Consider the following 20872-nt stretch of genomic DNA (forward strand, 5'->3'; position numbering starts at 1 on the left):
GCTCCTGGTGTCAGGCCTTGGGTTTCTTGGCGGTGGGCTTGGATGCTGCGGGTTTGGCTTTGGCAGGTGCCTTGGCGGGCTTGAGCAGCGCCGGCTTTTCAGCTTCGGCAGGTGCAGCAGCCTTGCCTGCACGCGGCTTGGCCGGCGCGGCCGGTTCGGTGCTGGCGGCCTTCGGTTTGGCTGCGCGCTTGGTCGCCGCGGCGGCTTTGCCGGCAGGTGTCTGTTCGGCTTCTACCAGCTTGGTGGCCATTTCCCAGTGGCGCTTGGCGTGGCCATTGGGTTTACCTTCGGATTCCCAGATCTGATAAGCGAATTCACGAATGCGTTCTTCTTTGGCGCTCATGGGTTTGACTCCTGAGTAGGGCTAGGGACGATCAGCAGATTGACGGGCACATCGCGCAGCAGGTCGCTGACTGCAAGCTGGCCGTCGTTCGTTAGCGGGTCGGCAGGGGAGAACACGCTGCGCAGGTTTTTGCCTGTCAGCACGGGCGGCAGGGCGATACGGGTGTCGCCCCACTGGTCATGGGGAATCAGCGGCAGCGGGCTGTCGCCGAGCAGGGCAGCGGCGCGGCACGGCACCACCACCAGCGCGTGGCTGTCACCGCGGCTGCGCAGGAAGGCCAGCACCTTGTCGGCGTGCGCACCCTGTACCTCGAGTGCCTTGTAGTCGCCGCTGGCGAACAGTGCCGCATGCTGCCGGCGAGCGGTCAGGGTGGCAGCGATCAGCGCCTGTTTGACGTGCCCGTCGTGCCAATGTCCCAGCGCCTGGCTGAGCGAGGCGCCGGCCTGCAGCGCCTGCTGGCGGGCGGCATAGTCCACGGGGCGACGGTTGTCCGGGTCGACCAGGGAAAAGTCCCAGAATTCGCAGCCCTGATACAGATCGGGAACGCCAGGTACGCTCATGCGCAGCAGGCTCTGTGCCAGGCTGTTGAGTGCGCCGGCGGGGGCCAGATGCGCGGCGGCGCTGCGGATCTGCTCGCGCAGTTCACGGCATTCGGCGCTGCCGAGCAGGCGTTCAAGGTAGGCCCGGCAGGCACTCTCGTAGTGGCCGTTGGGGTTGCTCCAGGTGCTGCGCAGCTTGGCTTCGCGCACGGCTTTTTCCTGCCAGGCGATCAGCCGCTGGGTAAAGGCCTGCAGGCCCTCTGCATCATCCGCCTGCAAATCCAGCGGCCAGCAGGCCAGCAGAATCTGCAGCAGCATCAGCTCGTCGCCAGGCGAGGGCGCCGCGCCGTCGTCCTGTTCCTCGCGCAGCGGCGCGGCCAGTTCACGCCACTGCTGGCAACGCTCGGCGAACCAGGAGGCGCGCTCACTGAGTACGCTCAGGCGTGCGCGGGTGTCTTCGCCACGTTTATGGTCGTGAGTGGCAGTGGTCAGCAGGTTGGCCGGAAAATGCCGGGCCCGCTCCACGCAGCCGTCGTGGAAGGCTGCGAGCGGGGCACTGAACTGTTGCGGATCGAAGCCCACGTCATTGCGCGACAGCAATACTGCGCTGCGGTAGCAGGCTGTGTCCTCCACGGCTTTGGCGGCGGCGGGCGAGGTGAGCTGCTGGAAGCGCTCGATCATCTTCGCGCGGCGTTTGCGCTGCTGGCTGGGCGGCAGTTCCGAAAGTGCCTGGGCGCCCAGCCAGCTGTTGAGGTGCTCGAGCAGTGGCCAGTCGCCTTCGGCCAGTCGGGTGCGCGCCCCTTCCAGGGCCTGGTCGAAGACCGCCTGATCACTGGCACTGCGGCCGGCGGCAGACACATAGGTGCGGTACACCGGGAAATGCACGATGAGTTCCAGTACCGCACGGCGAATGGCACCCAGGGTCAGGTCGCGGGTGGCGATGTCATCCCGGGCGATCAGCAGCAGGCCCTGGGCGAGTGCTTCAAGGTCACCGGCCAGCGAGGTGGTGAGCACCAGGTGACGGGCCTGGCGGACTTCCTCCATGAAGTCGGCATCACGGCCGCTGGTCTCGCTCCACAGCTGGGCCAGCGCGGCTTCACCTTCCGGCGCATGCTGCAGCAGCGACACCTGGTTCATGAATTCATAGCCGGTGGTGCCGTCGACACCCCAGTCGCGGGGCAGGTGCTCGCCCTCGCCGAGAATTTTCTCGACGTAGATCGGGAAGCGCGTGCCCTGCAACTCGGCGGGGCGCTGCGGCAGCAGGCGTTCGACCCGGCGGCGCAATTTGCGGCAATACGCCCGCGGGTTTGCCAGGCCGTCGACATGGTCGATACGCAGGCCGTCGACCAGGCCGTTCTCGATCAGCTCGAAGATCTTCGCGTGGGTCGCTTCGAACACCTCGTGACGCTCGACTTTCAGGCCGCCGAGTTCATTGATGTCGAAGAAGCGCCGCCAGTTGATATCGTCCGCGGCGGTCCGCCAGCTAGCCAGGCGATAGTGCTGGCGTTCCAGCAACTGATGCAGGGCCTGGAAATCGGCACCATCGTGTGGGCGCAGGCTGTCGATGGCGCGTTGGATGGCATCGGCGGCCTGGCTGCCCAGCTGAGCCAGCTCGCGAAATAGCGCCTGGGCCTGCCCTTGGCCGTCACGGTTGTCCTGCAGGGCTGCGAAGCGCTTGCCCAGAGCCTGCAGATCGGCGTTTTCGCTGCGCTGCAGCACATCGCCATAGGTGGGCGGGTTGAGCGGGAAGCGGTGGTCGTAATGGCGGGCGTAGAGCAGGCCATGCTCGGCGTCGAAGTGCAGCTCGATTTCGCCGGCGGCCAGCACTTCGCCGTAGTCGCTGCGCAGGAACGGCACCAGCAACTGGCCACGCAGCAGCGGGTCGTGGGACTGCCAATGAATGTCGAAGAACTTCGCATGCGGGCTGCTGACGCCCCATTCCAGCACGTCCAGCCACCAGGGGTTGGCGTCGCCGCCCACCGCCATGTGATTGGAGACGATATCGAGGATCAGGCCCATGCCCTTGGCGCGCAGGGCCGCGACCAGGCGATGGAGGGCGGCTTCACCGCCGAGTTCGGGGTTGACGCGGGTCGGGTCGACCACGTCATAGCCATGCATCGAGCCGGGCCGGGCGGTGAGCAGCGGCGAGGCGTAAATATGGCTGATGCCCAGGCGGGCAAAATAGTCCACCAGCGGCACGGCATCATCGAGGGTGAAGTCCTTGTGGAACTGCAGGCGAACGCTGGCACGCAACTCACTCATGGCGCGTACCCTCGACCAGGTTGCGAGCCCACTGCAGGCGCTGCAAGCGATGGCTCACGGCCGGGCTGTCGAGCATGTCGCTGGCCTGTTCAGGCCAGCGGCGCCGCCAGTTGGGGTGCTCGTCGCCAGGCCCTGGCAGGTTGGGTTGCTCGGTGGATGCCATGGCATCTTCGAGCGGCAGCAGCACCAGCGGCGCCGGGGTGCTGCCGATGAACGCAATGCTCGCGTCCAGCTGCTGGCTGTCGTCCATCTGGTCGGCAGTGGCATGGCCATGGTCTTGCAAGACCTGGTGCAGTGCCTGGGTTTCATGAGCGCGCAATTGGTGATCCTGTCTGGTGTAATCGTCGCTGCGGTGACCCGCGGCCTGGCGCCAATGAATGTCGCGGGAGGCAAGCCAGCCGCGGATACTCGGCAAATCGTGTGTGGTGGTGGTGGCCAGGGCGTCGCGCGGCCAATGGGCCGGCGGGTGGAAGCGGCCGTCGTGTTGCTCGAACAGCAGCACGCGCATACCCAGAATGTTGCGCTGCGCCAGCTCCTCGCGCAGGCCGTCGGGCACCGTGCCGAGGTCTTCACCGATGATCAGCGCGCCATGGCGCTCTGCCTCCAGGCACAGCAGGCGCAGCAGGTCCTGGGAGGGGTAGTTGAGGTAAGCGCCGGCGGAGGAATCGGCACCTTCGGGAATCACCCACAGGCGACGCATGCTCATCACGTGGTCGATACGCATACCGCCAGCGTGCGCCAGGTTGGCCCGGAGCATCTCGATGTAGGCACGGAAACCGTTCTGCTGCAGGCCCCTTGGTGAGAAGGCCGACACGCCCCAGTTCTGCCCGGAGCGATTGAGGATGTCCGGTGGCGCGCCCACGCTCACCGCAGGCAGCAGTTCCGCCTGCCGTGCCCAGGCCTGGCTGCCGGACGCATCGGCGCCCACCGCCAGGTCGGCGATCAGGCCAACCACCATGCCGGCCTCGCGGGCGCTGGCTTGCGCGCGATCCAGGCAGCGGGCGATCAACCACTGCGCGAAGGTATGGAAATCGATCTCCTGCTGATGACCCGCGCAGAATTCCTCCACGGCCGGGTTTGCCGGGTCGCGGTACTGTTCGGGCCAGGCGCGCCAGTCCACAGGTTGGCCGTTGAGGTCCATGAAATTGCGCAGCGCCTCGAAGCGGCAGTGCTGGCGCAATGCATCACCGCCATCGGCACGGAATGCGTCGAAGTCGGCGTGCAGGGGGTGAGTACTGGCACTGAAGTCGGCATGCAACTGACGCAGGATGCGCATGCGGCTGCTGGCCACGCCCGGCCAGTCGATCAGCTCGAGACGTTCCAGGCGCGCCAGTTCCTCGCCAAGGCCGCAGCTCTGAATCGCCTGTTCCAGGGCGTGTTCACCGAGCACGGTGCCGGGGGCTGCGTGCAGTACGTTGAAGAACAGGCGGCTGGAGGGTGAATACGGGCTGTAGGTGTGCAGGTTGGCGCTGAACATCGCGTGCATCGGGCTGATCGCCACCGCATCGGCGCCATGGCCGGCGGCGCTGCGCACCAGCGATTCGAGCGCCTGGGTGTCGCCCAAACCGCCGTCGTGGGGGCGGCGCAGCGAGTAGAGTTGTGCGCTGAGGCCCCAGATTTTCGCATTGTCGCGGCCGGCCAGTTGCGCCACGCTGGGGCATGCGGCGGGCGCGACGGCCAGCGTCACCTCGCCGTCGGCGATGCGCAGCTTGTGATAACCGGTGGTGCCGATGACTGGCAGGCGGCCGCTGTCGTCGAGGCGGCCATCAAGCCGCTCGCCTTGTTCCAGTTCGATCACGAAGGGCGTGCCGGGCGGGAAATAACGAGTGAGGTCGAGGGTTTCCTGCTGGTCGAGGGTCACCAGTGGCCCCAGGGCCAGGGTATCGCGCTGCTGCTGCAAGCCGGCCAGGCTGGCCTCGATCTGTTCGTCGTCCTGCGCCGCGTAACCCAGGGCCTCGAGCAGTCGTCGCTGGTCGTCCGGGGAGACCGATTGGGCTCGCCCATCGGCGTCGGTCCAGTCGATGCTCAGGCCGGCGGCGCGGGTCAGTTCGGCAAGGCGTGATTCATTCATGCTGCGCCCTCAAGGGTAATCCGAATGCTGCGAGGTGGCAGGCGGTCAGCCTGGTCCCCCGCACGGTAGGCAAACAGCGTGTGGCCATCGGCGCGGGTATCGCAGGTCACCTGGGCTTCACCCAGGTTGAGGTCGATATTCAGTACCTGGCCATCGCCCAGCTGCCAGCTGGCGGCAACGGCGGCTTCACCCAGTACACGGCTTTCCAGCGCCTGGCTGCCTGCCAGGCGCGGCACGATATGCGCGTGGCGCAGCGCCAGCAGCTCGCCATAAAACGCCAGCCAGGCCTGCCCGGTCGACGTGGTGCGTGCGGCGTAGTCGGGTATGGAGGCTTCGAACGTCTTGACGTCGTTGGGCGTGGGAATGGCCTGGCCGGAGAATCTGGAAAATTCGCTGAACTCGTTCTGACGTCCCTTGCGTACCGCTTCGCCCAGCTCGTCGTTGTGCGAGGTGAAGAACTGGAACGGCTGTTGGCTGCCCCATTCTTCGCCCATGAACAACAGCGGGATCATCGGGCTGAGCAGCAGCAGGGCAGTGGCGCTCTTCAGTGCGTCGACATCGGCCAGCGCCACCAGGCGTTCGCCAATTGCTCGATTGCCGATCTGGTCATGGTTCTGCAGGAACAGCACGAAGGCGCTTGGCGGCAGATGGCCGCTGCTGCTACCGCGGGCAGTGCCGCGGCGAGTGGTTTCGCCCTGATAGATGAAACCCTCGCGCAGGCAACGCGCCAGCTTGTGGGTGGCGTCCTCGGCGTAGTCGGCGTAGTAGCCTTCGCTTTCGCCGGTCAGCAGGTGATGCAAAACGTTATGGCCGTCGTCGTTCCACTGGGCGATGAAGCCGCGCTGCAGCAGTTCGGCGTCGTTGTGCTCGTTTTCAAGTACCAGATGCAGGTGGCGAGTGTCCGCTACGGCGCCATGCAGGCGGTCGGCCAGTTCGAGCAGAAAATCCCGCTCGCTGATTGCATGCACGGCATCGAAACGCAGGCCGTCGATGCGGTAGTCCTGCACCCACATCAGCGCATTGTCGATAAAGTAGTCACGCACTTCACGGCGGCGGAAATCGATGGCAGCGCCCCAGGGCGTGTGCACGTCTTCACGGAAGAAGGCGCTGGCGTACTGGCCGAGGTAATTGCCATCTGGGCCAAAGTGGTTGTAGACCACATCGACGAACACCATCAGGCCCAACTCGTGGGCGCGGTCGATGAGCGCACGGAGCTCGTCCGGGGTGCCATAGGAGGAGTCGGGTGCGAACGGCAATACGCCGTCATAGCCCCAGTTGCGGCCACCCGGGAATTCGCCGAGGGGCATCAGTTCGATGGCGGTAATGCCGAGCTCTGCCAGCTCCTGCAGCCTGGCCGCGACCCCGGCGTAGCCGCCGAGGGTGCCGACATGCAGTTCATAAAGTACGGTTTCCTGCCAGGGCCGGCCCTGCCAGTGCGCTGTGCGCCAGGCATAATGGCGCGGGTCAGCGACTCGGCTTGGCCCGTGCACGTCGCTGGCCTGCCAGCGGGAAGCGGGGTCGGGTATCAGCAGCTCGTTGTCGATCAGGTAACGGTATTCGTCGCCTGCAGCCACATCGAGGGTGGCGCTGAACCAGCCATCTTCGCCGTTCATTTCATGCTGCTGGTCGCCCTGCAACACCACGGCCACGTGTTTGGCGTCGGGTGCCCAGAGGTTGAAGCGAGTGCGGCCCTGTTCGTCCAGCCATGCACCCTGTCGTCGGTTTTCGTTTTCTACCATCACACCAGTTTCCCACCCGACTTTTTCGCAGCCAGCAACTTGCGGTACAGCGCCGCATAGGGCTCTACCGATTGCTTCCAGTACAACGGTGACGCCATGGCGCGCGCGCGCATGGCATTGAGCAATTCAGGGTTGCGATAGACCGACAGCGCGCGGCGCACGGCCTCCAGGTAGCTTTCGCAAGTGGTTTCGTTGAACAGGAAGCCGGTGACACCGTCTTCGATGGTGTCGGCCAGGCCGCCAGTGGCCCGGGCGATCGGCAGCGAACCGAAGCGTTGGGCGTACATCTGGCTGAGGCCGCAGGGCTCGAAGCGCGACGGCATCAGCAGGAAGTCGCTGCCGGCGAACATGCAACGCGCGTCAGCTTCGTTGAAGCCCACGTTGGCGCCCACGCGGCCTGGGTGACGCCGCGCCAACTCGCGTACGGCATCTTCCAGGTGCTCTTCGCCACGGCCGATGATGGCGATCCGGCCACCGCCGGCGACGATGGCGTCGGCAATTTCCAGCGTCATGTCGATGCCTTTCTGCTGCACCAGGCGCGACACCACCGCGAACAGTGGGCCATCGCTGGGCTCCAGGCCAAACATCTGCTCGACATGACGGGTGTTGGCACGCTTGCCTTCCCAGTCATGGGCCTCGAAGCCCTGTACCAGGTGCGGGTCGTTCAGCGAGTCCCAGCTGTCATCGATGCCATTGGGAATGCCGCTCAGCTGATTGAGTTTCACCTTGAATTGCAGCATGCCTTCGAGGCCGCAGCCGAATTCCTGGGTGGTGATCTCGCGCGCGTAGTTTTCGCTCACGGTGGTCACGTGGTCGGAATACACCAGGCCGGCCTTGAGGAACGACAGGCGTCCGTAGAACTCCATGCCCTGATGGCCGCAGGCCGAGGACGGCAGCCCCAGTTCCGGGCTGCATTCCAGGCTGCACAGGCCCTGGTACGCAAGGTTGTGGATGGTGAATACGGTCGGCGTTTGCTGACCGCGCCAGCTCATGTAGGCCGGGGTCAGCGCAGCAGGCCAGTCGTTGGCGTGAACCACCTCGGGGCACCAGCTGAGGCACGCGGTACCGGCGGCAATTTCAGCGGCAGCCAGGCCCAGGCGGGCGAAGCGAATATGGTTGTCCTGCCAATCACGGCCCTGGCTGTCGCCATAAGGGGTGCCGTCACGGTCATAGAGTTCGGGGCAAATCAGTACGTAGACGATGAGCCCATCGGGCAGGGTCATGCAGCCGATACGTGCAGGCGGCAGGGCGGCATGGCCGGGCACGCTGCCTACATCACGAATGGCGTGACCGCTGGCCAGGACCTGGCGATAGCCGGGGAGCAACACACGCACGTCATGGTCGGCGCTCATGGCGCGGGGCAGCGAGGCGGACACATCGCCCAGGCCGCCAACCTTGATGAGGTCAGCCAGTTCAGGGCTGACAAAGAGGACTTTTTTCTTCACCGCGTGGAGATTGGTGATCTTGGTTTGCGGCTTGAGCGGGGTTTCTGTTTCTACCAGTACCGATTGATCAAACCGTGATGCTGCGACAGCGTTTCCCATACCATCCTCCGATCGATTCTGTCCTTGACCCGTAATTGTTTCATTTGCTTGTACGTCAACGGGAATATGCCGCATGTCTTTCCACTTGAATCCCGAAGCTGGGGCCGGAGGAGAAGCTGCTTTCTGGTTATTTAATTCCCACGTAGTTGATGACCCGAGCGGTGAGAGAGAAGTTTCGACTATTTTCGTGCTGGCTGCCGGAAGCGCGGAACTAACGCGAAACAGTAGGTTTTCGCTGCGAATAGCCGATGGGTTGTAGGTTTTCGACTGTGATGGGCGGTGTTGCTCGGTGCTTTCATCTGTTTGGGAGGGCCTCTGGGAGGCACTTTTCCGGATTTTCCGTTCGCCAGGCGACAGGCGGTCATAGTACTGGCGTCGGACGTCGAATCGGAGCGGCGATATCAAACTTATACAAGACCTCCACAAGACTTCGTCGAACTAAGTGATGGCACCAATCATTGGGCTGGTGGCACTTTAATTTGATCGTTTGAATAAATAAGAAGTTGCGCCGGTTATATAAGGCTTACAGTGTTCAATATTCCCTGTCGCAGCGCTTTGCTTGTAGTCGGAGTGTTGAGGTCTGATGATGGTTTGTGGCCCGTTTTATGTGCGTTTCGCACTTCTGTAGCAGGCTTTAGCCCCAGGGCCCTATTCGACAAGACGTTGCAGATCACGAACACCTCGTGCATGGCAGCGCGACGGCGAGGGGTTCTGCTACTGTTGCCGGGCCCCCTCACGCGTTGCGTTGCCATGAACCTCGACACCCGCATCAAATTTCGCCACCTCACCTGCTTTCTGGAGGTCGCCAGGCAGCGCAGCTTCGCCAAGGCGGCCGACGCCCTGGCGATCAGCCAGCCGGCCGTGTCCAAGACCATCCGGGAGCTGGAAGAGATCGTGGCCGCCGTGCTGTTCGAACGGGGCAAGGCGGGCGTCAGCCTCACGGCGGCCGGCCTGGCCTTCATGCGTTACGCGGGGCCCTGCGTGCAGGCTTTGCGTGATGGGGTAGCAAGCTTGCGGGGCGGCGAATACGATGCCGGGCATGTGCGCGTCGGCGTGCTGTCGACGGTGGAAAGCCTGCTGATGCCCGAGGTGGTGAGGCGACTGCACGCCCGCCACGCTGCGCTGGTGGTCAGCGTGGCCACGGGGCCGAGTGCCTACCTGCTGTCGCAATTGCGCGTGGGCGAGCTCGATCTGGTGGTGGGGCGGATGACCGATAGCCCGGATATCCAGGGCTTGACCTTCGAGCACCTGTACAGCGAGTCGATGAGCCTGGTGGTGCGCCCGCAGCATCCGCTACTCGCTCTCGGCGACGAGCGCCTTGGCCGCCTGGCCGACTACCCACTGGTGCTGCCGTTGGCCGGCACCACCATCCGCCGTTACGCCGACAGCCTGTTCGTGCAATGCGGTGTGGCGCAGCCGCGGCAGCGCCTGGAAACCTTGTCGCCAGCGCTCAGCAAGCGTTACGTGCATTGCAGCGATGCCGTGTGGGTGGCGCCGCTCGACGCAGTGCGCCTCGACCTGCAGAGCGGCGAGCTGGCAGAGCTGTCGCTGGGGGTTCGTGAACCGGGAGGCTCGGTGGGTATATGCAGCAATGCCGCGTTGCCGATGTCGCTGGCCGCGCACTGGTGCTGCGAGACCTTGCGAGAGCTGGCGTTGCAGTACCGCGAGCATGGCTGAGGGTGAGTGTGGTGGTTGCGTCGGGTCAGCCACGGGTTTGTTGTCCTGATCCATAACCATTTGGTTATGCTCAGGTGGCTTATATTCATTGGGCGCGGCGCTGCGCTCGGGTGATTATCTCTGCCTGGGCTCGCATCCTTGGCAAACCAGGCCAGGGGCAGCGGGTCGACTCCCATAACGCCAATAACCGGAGCCCGCCATGCCTGTCGAAGACGTCAGCCGTTTCATCATCCGTGATCGCAACTGGCACCCCAAGGCCTACACCCCGGACTACAAGACCTCCGTGCCGCGTTCACCGCGGCAGGCGTTGGTGAGTATCGCGCAGTCGATTTCGGAAACCACCGGACCGGACTTCACTCGGCTGAAGATGGGCAGGCACGACAACGACCTGTTGCTCAACTTCAACAACGGCGGCTTGCCGGTGGGGGAGCGCATCCTGGTGTGCGGGCGGGTGATGGACCAGTACGGCAAGCCGATTCCCCATACCTTCGTGGAGATGTGGCAGGCCAATGCCGGCGGACGTTATCGGCACAAGAACGACCGATACCTGGCGCCCCTCGACCCCAATTTTGGGGGCGTCGGCCGCGTTTTGACCGACAGCGAGGGCAATTACAGCTTTCGCACCGTCAAACCGGGCCCGTACCCCTGGCGTAACGGCCCCAATGACTGGCGCCCGGCGCACATTCACTTTTCCATCAGTGGGCCGTCGATCGCCAGCAAACTGATCACCCAGCTGTATTTCGAAGGCGACCCGCTGATTGCGTTGTGCCCGATCGTCAAGGCCATCGCCAATCCGGACGCGGTGCAGACGCTGATCGCCAGGCTCGACATGGGCATGGCCAACCCGATGGACTGCCTGGCCTACCGCTTCGACATCGTGCTGCGCGGCCAGCGCAAGACCCACTTCGAGAACTGCTGAGGAGCCTGCCATGCCTGTCGAACTGTTACGTGAAACCGCTTCGCAAACCGCCGGCCCCTACGTGCATATCGGCCTGGCGCTGGCCGCTGCCGGCAACCCGACCCGCGAGCAGGAAATCTGGAACCAGATGGCCAGGCCTGATGCGCCCGGGGAGCACATCACCCTCATCGGCCACGTTTACGATGGCAACGGCCACCTGGTGCGCGATGCCTTCCTGGAGCTCTGGCAGGCCGATCATCAGGGCCATTACGATCCCGAGTTCGACCTCGACAAGCCCTTCAACGGTTTTGGCCGTACTGCCACGACCTTCGATGCAGGCAGCGAATGGACGGTGCAGACCGTCAAGCCCGGTATGGTCTTGAACGCTGCCGGTGTGCCGATGGCGCCGCACATCAACGTCTCGCTGTTCGCCCGTGGCATCAATATTCACTTGCACACGCGGCTCTACTTCGAGGATGAGGCCGAGGCCAACGGCAAGGATCCGGTGCTCAACCTGATCGAACAGCCATCACGCCGTGAAACCCTGATCGCCACGCGTTGCGAGGTTGACGGCAAACTCGCCTACCGTTTTGATATCCGCATTCAGGGGGACGGCGAAACGGTGTTTTTTGATTTCTGACAGAGGGCTGGATACGCCAGTCGAGCAGATCGACGCGCGTATCCACCAAGGTTTCACGGCGGCGCTCGAAGCCCGTGGTTTTCGCGCCGATACCGAGCAGCAGCGGGCAATCGATACCCTGGCGCGATGGCTGCAAGGCTGGTGCACGGGGCGTCGTGGATGGTTGCGCAAACCTGCAGCCGGGGTTTACCTGTGGGGTGGTGTGGGGCGCGGCAAGAGCTTCGTCATGGACGCCTTCTTCGCCGCGGCACCGCTGGCAGCCAAGCGGCGCGTGCATTTCCACGCCTTTCTGCAGGAACTGCAGCAGCGCATGCAGGCCTTCGCCGGTCAGCCCGATCCGCTGGTGCTGGCGATTCGTGCGCTGGCCCAGGACGTCCGCCTGCTGTGCTTCGATGAGTTCCACGTGCACGACATCGGTGACGCCATGCTGCTGCGCCGCTTGCTCGATGTACTGGTCGAGGAGGGCGTCGGCCTGGTGATGACGTCCAACTACGCGCCGGCCGGCTTGTGCCCCAATCCGCTGTACCGTGATCGCTTCACGCCGGCGATCAACGCCCTGGAGAAGCGTTTCATCGTGCTGGCGCTGGACGCCGGCATCGATTATCGCGAGCGTTCCGCCAGCGGGCAGAGCTGGGGCGACTACGCCTGGCCGCAATCAGTCGGTGGCCTGGCTCATCTGCAGCGCTGGCTGGGCCTCGATGATCACCCGGTGCGCGAGCAGGTACTGGAGGTCAATCACCATCCGCTGCGGGTGCGTGCGCTGGCGCCGGGTCGTGCCTGGCTGGAGTTTGCCGAACTGTGCGGCAGGGCTCACTCGACCGCCGACTTTCTGTGGTTGCTGCAGCGCTATCCCCGGCTTGCGCTGAGCGGCGTCCCGACCCTGGATTCACAACCGACCGATGCCTGCCAGCGGTTCATCAATCTGGTCGATATCGCGTACGATGCCGGCACCACCCTGCTGCTGTGCAGTGAGGCGAGCCTGGAGCGCTTGTGCCGGGGCTCGGCCCACCAGGACTTCGCGCGTACGCGAAGCCGCCTGAGCCAGTTGCGGCAACACCCGCTGCGCGTGGCCGAAGGCGCTGGTGACGGCGCCCTGGGCATCATCGACAAGGAATTCTGAGCCCGTGCTGCACATTCTCCAGATCACCGCACCGGTCTTCCTGTTGATCGGCCTCGGCTATGCCGCCGCCATGAGCGGCGTGCTCAGTCGCGAGCAGGTGCGCGGCATCGGCACCTTCGTGATCACCTTCGCCATGCCAGCGCTGCTGATCAAGACCCTGGGCACCTCGCCAATCGAGCAGACAATCATTCCCGGCTACCTGATGGCCTACGCCCTGGGTTCGCTGGTGGTCTACGGCATTGCGTTCGGTGTCTCGCGCTGGCTGCGCGGTGACGACCTTTCCGGCTCGGCGATCAATGCCATGGGCATGTCGGTATCCAACAGCGGATTCATTGGCTATCCGCTGGTCGCCGCGGCCATTGGCTCGCCTGCGGTGCTGGGCATGGCGATGGGCATGCTGGTCGAGAACCTGCTGCTGATCCCCCTGGCGCTGGCGCTTGCCGAAGCGGGCAAGCAGCAGGGAAATGGCTGGTCGACGGTGCTGCGCATGACCTTCGTGCGCCTGCTGAGGAACCCGGTGATCATCGGCATCGTGGTCGGGCTTGGCGTATCGCTGCTGCGCATCGAGCTTCCCGCGCTGTTGCTCAAGCCTATCGACATGCTGGCCGGGGTCTCGGCGCCGCTCGCCCTGTTCGTGATTGGTGCCGGGTTGTTCGGCATGAAGGCACGTGGGGTGTGGGTCGATGCGGCATGGATTGCCAGCGGCAAGCTGGTGGTTCACCCGCTGGCGGTACTTTGCGCGTTCATGCTGGTGCCGGGTGTCGACCCGGTCATGAAGACGGTAGGGGTGTTGTTCGCCTGCGCGCCGATGATGAGTATTTTTCCGCTTCTAGGTCAGCGCTTCGGCCTCGAGGATCGCTGCAGCGCCACGCTGCTGGTCGCCACCGTGCTGTCGTTCTTCACCATCAGTGTGGCGCTGGTGTTGATTGGCGCCACCCCCTGAGAACAGCTGCGGGCTGCGCGCCAACCCGAGGGCCGTCGCTCTCTCCGAGCCGGTTGCTCACTGTGGGCGCGGGCCGCGCCCATGGCGCGCTCCCACACTGCCGGGCGCGGGCGCCTACACCTGGCTGCCGAGCTGTTCGGCGCGGCGCAGCCAGTTCTGGCGCTGGGTTTCCGATGATGGGCGAACCGGAGAGAATACCGCCAGGCGGCGGGTCTTGATGCCGCAGAAGCCGAGAATGGTGCGCTTCATCTGGCGGTGCGCCGGTGCACCATAGACCCAGCGGAAGTACCAGCCGGGTGTGTCCTGGGTGACCAGCAGGTCCGCGGTGCGGCCGGTGAGCAGCTTGTCCCACGCCTGCGAGTCGGTGCGGTACTTGAACGCGAAACCGGGCAGCAGCACACGGTCGAAAAAACCCTTGAGCAGCGCTGGCAGGCCGCCCCACCAGACCGGGTAAACGAACACCAGGTGCTCGGCCCAGTGGATCTGCCGCTGGGCTTCGAGCAGGTCCGGTTCCAGGGTCTGGCTCTGGGTGTAGCCTTCATGCAGCACCGGGTCGAAGCTGATCTCGCCGAGCCGGATCTGCCGCACCACGTGCCCTTCGGTGCGTGCCCCCAACGCGTAGGCCTCGGCAAGCGCATGACACAGGCTGTCGCTCTTCGGCGAGCCGATGATCATCAGGATGCGCTTGCCGTCACCTTCCAGCGGGGTGGCGCCGCTCTTGGCGGTTTCAGTCATGGTGCCCTGCCTCCAGCATCGTCTCCGGGCGAACCCAGGCATCGAACTGCTCTGCGGTCAAATGACCCAGCGCCAGCGCTGCTTCGCGCAGCGTGGTGCCATCCTGATACGCCTTCTTGGCGATCTCGGCAGCCTTGTCGTAGCCAATGTGCGGATTCAGCGCGGTGACCAGCATCAGGCCGCGCTCCAGGTGCTCCGCCATGCGCTGCTCATCAGGCTGCATACCGACGATACAGTGTTGGCGGAAGTTGCGACAGCCGTCGGCGAGCAGGCGAATCGACTGAAGGACGTTGTGGATGATCACCGGCTTGTAGACGTTCAACTGCAGGTGACCCTGGCTGGCCGCGAAGCCGATGGTCACGTCGTTGCCCATCACCTGACAAGCCAGCATGGAGAGGGCCTCGCATTGGGTAGGGTTGACCTTGCCCGGCATGATCGAGCTGCCCGGCTCGTTGGCCGGCAGGCGCACCTCGGCCAGTCCGCCACGCGGCCCGGAGCCCAGCATGCGCAGGTCGTTGGCAATCTTCATCAGGGCGATGGCGAGGGTTTTCAGCGCGCCGGACAACGCCGCCAGTGGCTCATGGCCGGCGAGGGCGGCGAACTTGTTTGGCGCACTTTTCAGCGGCAGGCCGCTCAGCGCTGCCAGTTCGGCGGCGATGGCCTCACCGAAACCGGGCGGCGAGTTCAGGCCGGTGCCAACCGCGGTGCCGCCCTGCGCGAGTTCGCACACCGCGGGTAGCGTGGCGCGTATTGCCTGTTTGGCCAGTTCGAGTTGGGCCACGAACGCCGACAGTTCCTGGCCGAAGGTAATGGGCGTGGCGTCCATCATGTGGGTCCGCCCGGTCTTCACCAGGCGGACGTGGCGCGCAGCCTGGTCCGCCAGGGCCTCGCACAGTTCGTCGACCGCCGGCAGCAGGTCGCGTTGCACGGCACCAGCAGCGGCGATGTGCATGGCGGTTGGAAAGCAGTCGTTGGAGCTCTGGGCACGGTTGACGTGGTCATTGGGGTGCACCGGGCTCTTGCCTCCGCGGGGGTTGCCGGCCAGCTCGTTGGCGCGCCCGGCGATCACCTCGTTGACGTTCATGTTGCTCTGCGTGCCGCTGCCGGTCTGCCAGACGACCAGCGGGAATTGCGTGTCGTGCTGACCGGCGATCACTTCGTCGGCGGCTTGTTCGATCAGCCGGGCGATGTTCTGGGGCAGGTCGCCGATACGGTCATTGATGCGTGCGGCGGCTTTCTTGATCAGGGCCAGGGCGTGAACCACGGCGATGGGCATGCGCTCCTCGCCGATGGCGAAGTTGACGCGCGAGCGCTGGGTCTGTGCGCCCCAGTAGGCATCCACGGGTACGTCGATGGGGCCAATGCTGTCGGTTTCGGTGCGGCTCATGGGAAGGCTCTCCGTTCTGTTCAGCAATTAGGCTGCGGCAACGGCCACACGTTCCACTTCGAATCGGCTACCAGCGGGTTTGCGACGCGCCCATCCAGCCGTTCGCCGCCCTGACCGGTACGCGCTCGCCGTGGGCATTGCGCAGCAGGCCGTCGTACTGGCCGAACCATTCGTGGGTATCGGCATACAGCAGCCCGAACCCGAGGCGCGGCCGGGCGACATGCACGTGGCGCGGTGTGAAGGTGAGCTCGACATGACCGTCCTCGGTAGCTAGTGTCCAGGGCGCCAACGGCTGCGCCTGGGTTTGCCGCATCTGCACGGCCTGGTCGAGGTGCAGCAGCCGTCCGCCAAACCACAGGGCGTTCTCTGACAGGCCGCTGTGATCGGTCCAGCCGGCACCGAAGTTGCCGGCGATGCCTCCCGGCGCGGCGAACACCGCGCGGGTCCAGTGGCTGTTGAACGGCCATACGCCGCGGCCGAAATCCATCGAGGCGAAGCTGTGCCCAGTGGCGCAGTGGTACAGCCGCTCGCCCAGTTGCACGCTGCCGCTGACTGGCAGGCCGGCCTGCCGGCAGGTGGCGTGGAAGCCACGGCTGCCGAGCGGCACCACCAGGTTGACCGATTCAAGGTGAGTGGGGCGCTGGACGTCCAATGCCAGTTGCAGCGGCCGGCCACCGATACTCGGCGAGGTGGCTGTGAGTCGCACGCGCCCGGGCATTTCATGAACGTGCAACTGCAGACGAGGGTGCTCGAAGGCGTGGCTGCCCAGCGGCGTGTCGGGCAGGCTGCAGCCGCGCCCGAACAGGGCGAGCTGGCTGTGCGCGACGTTGTCGCCGGTGGCGAGGTCGAGCAGGTACACCGCGCCATAACCGACGTAGTCGATGTCGGCCTGTACCAGCGACAGCGTCCAGTCCGGCGTATTGATGGTCCAGTGGTTCCAGCGTTTGCGCCGCCCCAGGTTGCCGGGCAGCGAGCAGTCGACCCGTGGTTGCGCCGACCAGCCGATGGCGTGCGGGTTGAGGCGACCGCGTGCATTACACAGGGCGATCGGCGGGGTGGGTATCAGGGGGCTATTCATAGGCACGTCCATGTGTCCGGGAGTCAGCCACCTAGCATGCAGAGGTCGCCATGGCCTAACAAGTACTGGCAGTTTGGACCGCGCTCGAAGGGTGCGCCAGTAGGCATTTGTCTATAGTCATGACAGTCGCTGCCCGGCGTGCGGTAAGCGCACTGCCTGCATGAAAACACTTGAGGGGCCGGGCCCCCGGGGCACAAAATGCCCGGCGGTCGGTCAAAGCACCTCACCCTCGCGATCAGGAGTACCCCGATGTCCCGTATCCCCGCACTCTGCATTGCCGCACTGATGGCTGTCGGCAGCACCCAGGTGCTGGCCGATGCCCGCAGCCATGCCGCCGATGCCGAGCGCTTTCTGCAGCTCGCCCATGCCGACAAGCTGGCCGTTCCGGTGTACGCCCAGGTTCAGCAGATGTTCGCCCAGCGCTTTGCCGAAGCCAAGGCGCCAGAGAGCAAGCAGGCCGTGCTGGAAACCTACCAGGCCAAGGCCAATGCCGAGCTGGACAAGGCCGTTGGCTGGGACAAGCTGAAGCCCGACATGGTCAAGCTCTACACCAGCAACTTCAACGAGCAGGAACTCAAGGACCTGATTGCCTTCTACCAGTCGCCGCTGGGCCAGAAGGTGCTGCAGAAGATGCCGGCCCTGACCGCGCAGTCTGCCCAGCTCACCCAGGCCAAGCTGGAAACCGCAGTGCCGTCGGTAAACAAGCTGCTGTCTGACATGAGCAGCGAACTGGGCGTCAAGAAGCCCTGACCCTCGCCGTGGCCGGCCATGAGCCGGTCACGGTGTCATCCGTGGAGCCCCCGATGTCGAAAAGCGAACATCTCCAGTCCGCCCTTGCAGCCCTCGAACCCGAGCACCTCGAGGTGCTGGACGAGAGCCACATGCACAGCCGTGGCCTGGAAACCCATTACAAGGCCGTGATCGTCAGCCCGCAGTTCGGCGGCTTGAATGCCGTTAAACGTCACCAGCGGGTGTATGCCGTGCTGGGCGATCTGATGAGCCAGATCCACGCGCTGGCATTGCACACCTACACGCCTCAGGAGTGGGCTGCGCAAGGCATCGCCCCGGATTCGCCGACCTGCCGTGGCGGCAGCAAGCACGACCATTGATCCCCCGTCTCCAGGCCTGAAAGGCGCTCGGCATCGGGGGACAAATCTGATGCGATCGCGTCGATTACAAGCGTACACTCGGGCCAATACGGATAGACGGGTGCCTTGCGATGCGCAAGAAAAGGCTGGTTTTCCTATACTGCCTGCTGGGCGCCGCGGCCCTCGTGCTGCCCATCGGCCTGTCCGTTTCCCTTGCCTGGCAAAGCGGCCACGCAGACGCCCAGCGCTACCTCGAACAGCTCGGGGCCGACGTGTTGCGGCGCTCGCTGGAAACGCGCAACCAGGTCGACATCGCTATCTCGGCACTGCGCATCACCCCGCCTCAAGCTCCTTGCTCACCCGAGCAGTTGCGCAGCATGCGTGCGGTCGCTGCAGGCTCGGTTTATCTCAAGGGGCTGGGCTATCTGCGCGAGCACTCGCTGCTGTGCGCCTCGTTCACCCAGCTTGACCAACCGCTCGCGTTGGGGCCGCCCGATCGCATCACGGCGTCCGGGGTGGCGTCGTGGAGCGGGGTGGCGTTGCCCAGCGTGCCGGGCGCTCATTTCAACATTAACGGTCGCGATGGTTTTGCCGCGATCATCGCCCAGGATCTGGTGCTCGATACCCTGACCGACCAGAGCGTCTCGCTCACCCACATCAGTGACCAGGGCGTGATCATTCGCTCCCGCGGCGACTACCAGCCGCACTGGCTGGACGGCTACCGGGGCGAGCCGCTGACGGTCGCCGATGGCAGTTATCTGGTGGTCATCCTGCCTGCCGACAACCGGGAGACCTCGGTGGTCGCGGCCATGACTCACGGGCAGTTGCAGGGCAAGATCGACGCGGTGATGTGGCGCGTGTTGCCGCTGGGCATCCTTATAGGTCTGCTGCTGGCTAGCCTGGTATATGTCCTGGCGCGCTATCGTCTGTCGCTCAAGGCACAGTTGCGGCAGGCGTTGAGTCGCCGCGAGTTCTACCTGCTTTACCAGCCCGTGGTCGATCTGCGGACCGGCTACTGCGTGGGTGCCGAGGCCCTGGTGCGCTGGAAGCGCCCGGCCGACGAAGCCATCGGCCCTGGCGTATTCATCCCGGTCGCCGAGAAGCATGGGCTGATCGTGCAGATCACTGCGCAGGTCATGGAAATGGTCGCCAGGGATACCGTGCAACTGCTGCGCGACTACCCGGACACTCATATCGCCATCAATTTTTCCGCCGATGATCTGCATTCGCCGGCAACCGAGGCCCGCCTGCAGACCTTGATCACCGATGCGGGCGGCACCTCGCGCAATATCGTCATCGAAGCCACCGAACGGGGCTTCATGTCGCCGGAAAAAGCCCAGAGCGTGCTGCTGTCCGTGCGCTCCAAGGGGTTCAAGGTTGCCATCGACGATTTTGGCACCGGCAACTCCAGCCTGTCCTACCTGGCCACCTACGACCTGGACTACCTGAAGATCGACAAGACGTTCGTCGATGCACTGGGCACCGACACGCCCAGCAGTCGCGTTGCGTTCCATATCATCGCAATGGCCAAGACCCTCGATCTGCAGATGATCGCCGAGGGCGTGGAGACCGTGCAGCAGCGCGATATCCTGCGTGATGCCGGCGTTCAGTTTGGCCAGGGCTGGGTGTTTGCCAAGCCGATGAGCATGGATGAGCTGGCCGCCTACATCCGCGCGCACAATGCAACATCGGGCGGCACGCCCCCTGCGAACTCGTCGCCTGGGGTACACCTGCCCCCGCAAGACCAGTAAACTGCGCGCCCCATATTCACCTCTCGTGCTCTGGCATCACTGGCGGCACGAGGCGGTAGTGGTTCTTTGTCTAAGGTCCGCCCTTTACGTGGGCGACTACTGAAGGATATCTGCAATGACCGACAACCCCATCGTGGTCGCGGCGCTCTACAAGTTCGTCTCCCTGCCGGACTACCAGGCGCTGCGCCAACCTCTGCTCGACACCCTGCTGGCCAACGGCATAAAGGGCACGCTGCTGCTCGCCGAAGAGGGCATCAACGGCACGGTGTCCGGTAGCCGTGTCGGCATCGATGGGCTGTTCGCCTGGTTCGCTCAGGACCCGCGCCTGGCCGACGTGGACCACAAGGAGTCCTACTGCGCCGAGCAGCCGTTCTACCGCACCAAGGTCAAGTTGAAGAAGGAAATCGTCACTCTGGGCGTGCCGGGCGTTGATCCCAACCAGCGGGTCGGCACTTATGTGGAGCCGAAGGACTGGAACGCGCTGATCAGCGATCCCGAGGTGCTGCTGATCGACACCCGCAACGATTACGAAGTGGCCATCGGCACCTTCGAAGGCGCCATCGACCCGCAGACCAAGTCGTTTCGCGAGTTCCCGGATTACATTCGCGAGCACTTCGACCCCAGCAAACACAAAAAAGTGGCAATGTTCTGCACCGGCGGCATCCGTTGCGAAAAGGCCTCCAGCTACATGCTCAACGAAGGGTTCGAGGAGGTCTATCACCTCAAGGGCGGCATTCTCAAATACCTCGAGGACGTGCCGCAGGAAGAGACCCGGTGGCAGGGCGACTGCTTCGTGTTCGATAACCGCGTGACCGTGCGCCATGACCTCAGTGAAGGCGACTACGACCAGTGCCACGCCTGCCGTACGCCGATCTCTGTCGAAGATCGTGCCAGCGAATACTTCAGCCCGGGCGTGAGCTGCCCGCATTGCTGGGATTCGCTGCCGGAGAAAACCCGCGAAGGGGCTCGCGAGCGTCAGCGGCAGATCGAGCTGGCGAAAGTCCGCAATCAGCCCCATCCTCTGGGCAACAACCCCCGTCAGAAAACCGAGGCCTGA

17 protein-coding genes are annotated in these 20872 nt (G+C 64.5%); 9 read left to right on the forward strand and 8 right to left on the reverse strand.

The window, feature by feature from the left end; genetic code table 11:
- Positions 1–10: 10 nt before the first annotated feature.
- Genes ACZ0AV_RS22445 through glgA form a run of 5 tightly spaced genes read right to left on the reverse strand, consistent with a single transcriptional unit; the run spans position 11 to position 8498 of the window.
- Entirely contained in the window at positions 11–343 is a 333-nt protein-coding gene (locus ACZ0AV_RS22445; RefSeq protein WP_499153063.1) for a DUF2934 domain-containing protein, read from the reverse strand.
- The gene (locus ACZ0AV_RS22450) at positions 340–3144 is read right to left on the reverse strand and encodes a malto-oligosyltrehalose synthase (RefSeq protein WP_499153064.1); all 2805 of its coding nucleotides are present in this window, start codon (positions 3142–3144) and stop codon (positions 340–342) included. The genes ACZ0AV_RS22445 and ACZ0AV_RS22450 overlap by 4 nt, the downstream gene beginning before the upstream one ends.
- Complete coding sequence (malQ, locus tag ACZ0AV_RS22455) at positions 3137–5215, reverse strand: 4-alpha-glucanotransferase (protein ID WP_499153065.1); 2079 nt, start codon at positions 5213–5215, stop codon at positions 3137–3139. The genes ACZ0AV_RS22450 and malQ overlap by 8 nt, the downstream gene beginning before the upstream one ends.
- Positions 5212–6954 carry a malto-oligosyltrehalose trehalohydrolase gene (gene treZ, locus ACZ0AV_RS22460; RefSeq protein ID WP_499153066.1) on the reverse strand — a complete coding sequence of 581 codons (1743 nt, stop codon included), beginning with the start codon at positions 6952–6954 and terminating at the stop codon, positions 5212–5214. The genes malQ and treZ overlap by 4 nt, the downstream gene beginning before the upstream one ends.
- Positions 6954–8498, reverse strand: a complete 1545-nt coding sequence (gene glgA, locus ACZ0AV_RS22465) for a glycogen synthase GlgA (protein ID WP_499153067.1) — start codon at positions 8496–8498, stop codon at positions 6954–6956. The genes treZ and glgA overlap by 1 nt, the downstream gene beginning before the upstream one ends.
- Positions 8499–9248: 750 nt before the next feature.
- Here glgA and pcaQ point away from each other — a divergent pair.
- The 5 genes from pcaQ (at position 9249) to ACZ0AV_RS22490 (ending at position 13776) form a co-directional block, all read left to right on the forward strand.
- Positions 9249–10175 (forward strand): pca operon transcription factor PcaQ, encoded by a 927-nt coding sequence (pcaQ, locus tag ACZ0AV_RS22470; protein WP_499153068.1) that lies wholly within the window; start codon positions 9249–9251, stop codon positions 10173–10175.
- A gap of 199 nt (positions 10176–10374) precedes the next feature.
- Entirely contained in the window at positions 10375–11094 is a 720-nt protein-coding gene (pcaH, locus tag ACZ0AV_RS22475) for a protocatechuate 3,4-dioxygenase subunit beta (RefSeq protein ID WP_499153069.1), read from the forward strand.
- Between the two features lie 10 nt (positions 11095–11104).
- Complete coding sequence (gene pcaG / locus ACZ0AV_RS22480) at positions 11105–11713, forward strand: protocatechuate 3,4-dioxygenase subunit alpha (RefSeq protein WP_499153070.1); 609 nt, start codon at positions 11105–11107, stop codon at positions 11711–11713.
- Positions 11703–12833 carry a cell division protein ZapE gene (zapE, locus tag ACZ0AV_RS22485; RefSeq protein WP_499153071.1) on the forward strand — a complete coding sequence of 377 codons (1131 nt, stop codon included), beginning with the start codon at positions 11703–11705 and terminating at the stop codon, positions 12831–12833. Before pcaG ends, zapE begins: the two co-directional genes overlap by 11 nt.
- A 4-nt stretch (positions 12834–12837) precedes the next feature.
- The gene (locus ACZ0AV_RS22490; protein WP_499153072.1) at positions 12838–13776 is read left to right on the forward strand and encodes an AEC family transporter; all 939 of its coding nucleotides are present in this window, start codon (positions 12838–12840) and stop codon (positions 13774–13776) included.
- A gap of 114 nt (positions 13777–13890) precedes the next feature.
- Here ACZ0AV_RS22490 and ACZ0AV_RS22495 read toward each other — a convergent pair whose 3' ends face one another.
- The 3 genes from ACZ0AV_RS22495 to ACZ0AV_RS22505 all read right to left on the reverse strand — a co-directional run bounded on the left by ACZ0AV_RS22495 (position 13891) and on the right by ACZ0AV_RS22505 (position 16976).
- Complete coding sequence (locus ACZ0AV_RS22495) at positions 13891–14511, reverse strand: NAD(P)H-dependent oxidoreductase (protein WP_499153073.1); 621 nt, start codon at positions 14509–14511, stop codon at positions 13891–13893.
- Complete coding sequence (locus ACZ0AV_RS22500; RefSeq protein WP_499153074.1) at positions 14504–15898, reverse strand: class II fumarate hydratase; 1395 nt, start codon at positions 15896–15898, stop codon at positions 14504–14506. Before ACZ0AV_RS22500 ends, ACZ0AV_RS22495 begins: the two co-directional genes overlap by 8 nt.
- Before the next feature lie 67 nt (positions 15899–15965).
- A complete protein-coding gene (locus ACZ0AV_RS22505; protein ID WP_499153075.1) occupies positions 15966–16976 on the reverse strand; it encodes a DUF2804 domain-containing protein in 1011 nt (336 codons plus the stop codon).
- A gap of 249 nt (positions 16977–17225) precedes the next feature.
- On the opposite strand from ACZ0AV_RS22505, the gene ACZ0AV_RS22510 reads away from it, so the two are divergent.
- The 4 genes from ACZ0AV_RS22510 (at position 17226) to trhO (ending at position 20872) form a co-directional block, all read left to right on the forward strand.
- Complete coding sequence (locus ACZ0AV_RS22510; protein ID WP_499153076.1) at positions 17226–17726, forward strand: DUF2059 domain-containing protein; 501 nt, start codon at positions 17226–17228, stop codon at positions 17724–17726.
- A gap of 53 nt (positions 17727–17779) precedes the next feature.
- Positions 17780–18085 carry a BolA family protein gene (locus ACZ0AV_RS22515; protein WP_499153077.1) on the forward strand — a complete coding sequence of 102 codons (306 nt, stop codon included), beginning with the start codon at positions 17780–17782 and terminating at the stop codon, positions 18083–18085.
- 110 nt (positions 18086–18195) lie between these two features.
- A complete protein-coding gene (locus ACZ0AV_RS22520; RefSeq protein ID WP_499153078.1) occupies positions 18196–19815 on the forward strand; it encodes an EAL domain-containing protein in 1620 nt (539 codons plus the stop codon).
- 115 nt (positions 19816–19930) lie between these two features.
- Positions 19931–20872: an oxygen-dependent tRNA uridine(34) hydroxylase TrhO gene (trhO, locus tag ACZ0AV_RS22525; protein ID WP_499153079.1), complete on the forward strand. Its 942-nt coding sequence runs from the start codon at positions 19931–19933 to the stop codon at positions 20870–20872.

Source organism: Pseudomonas sp. AC532, assembly GCF_979258965.1.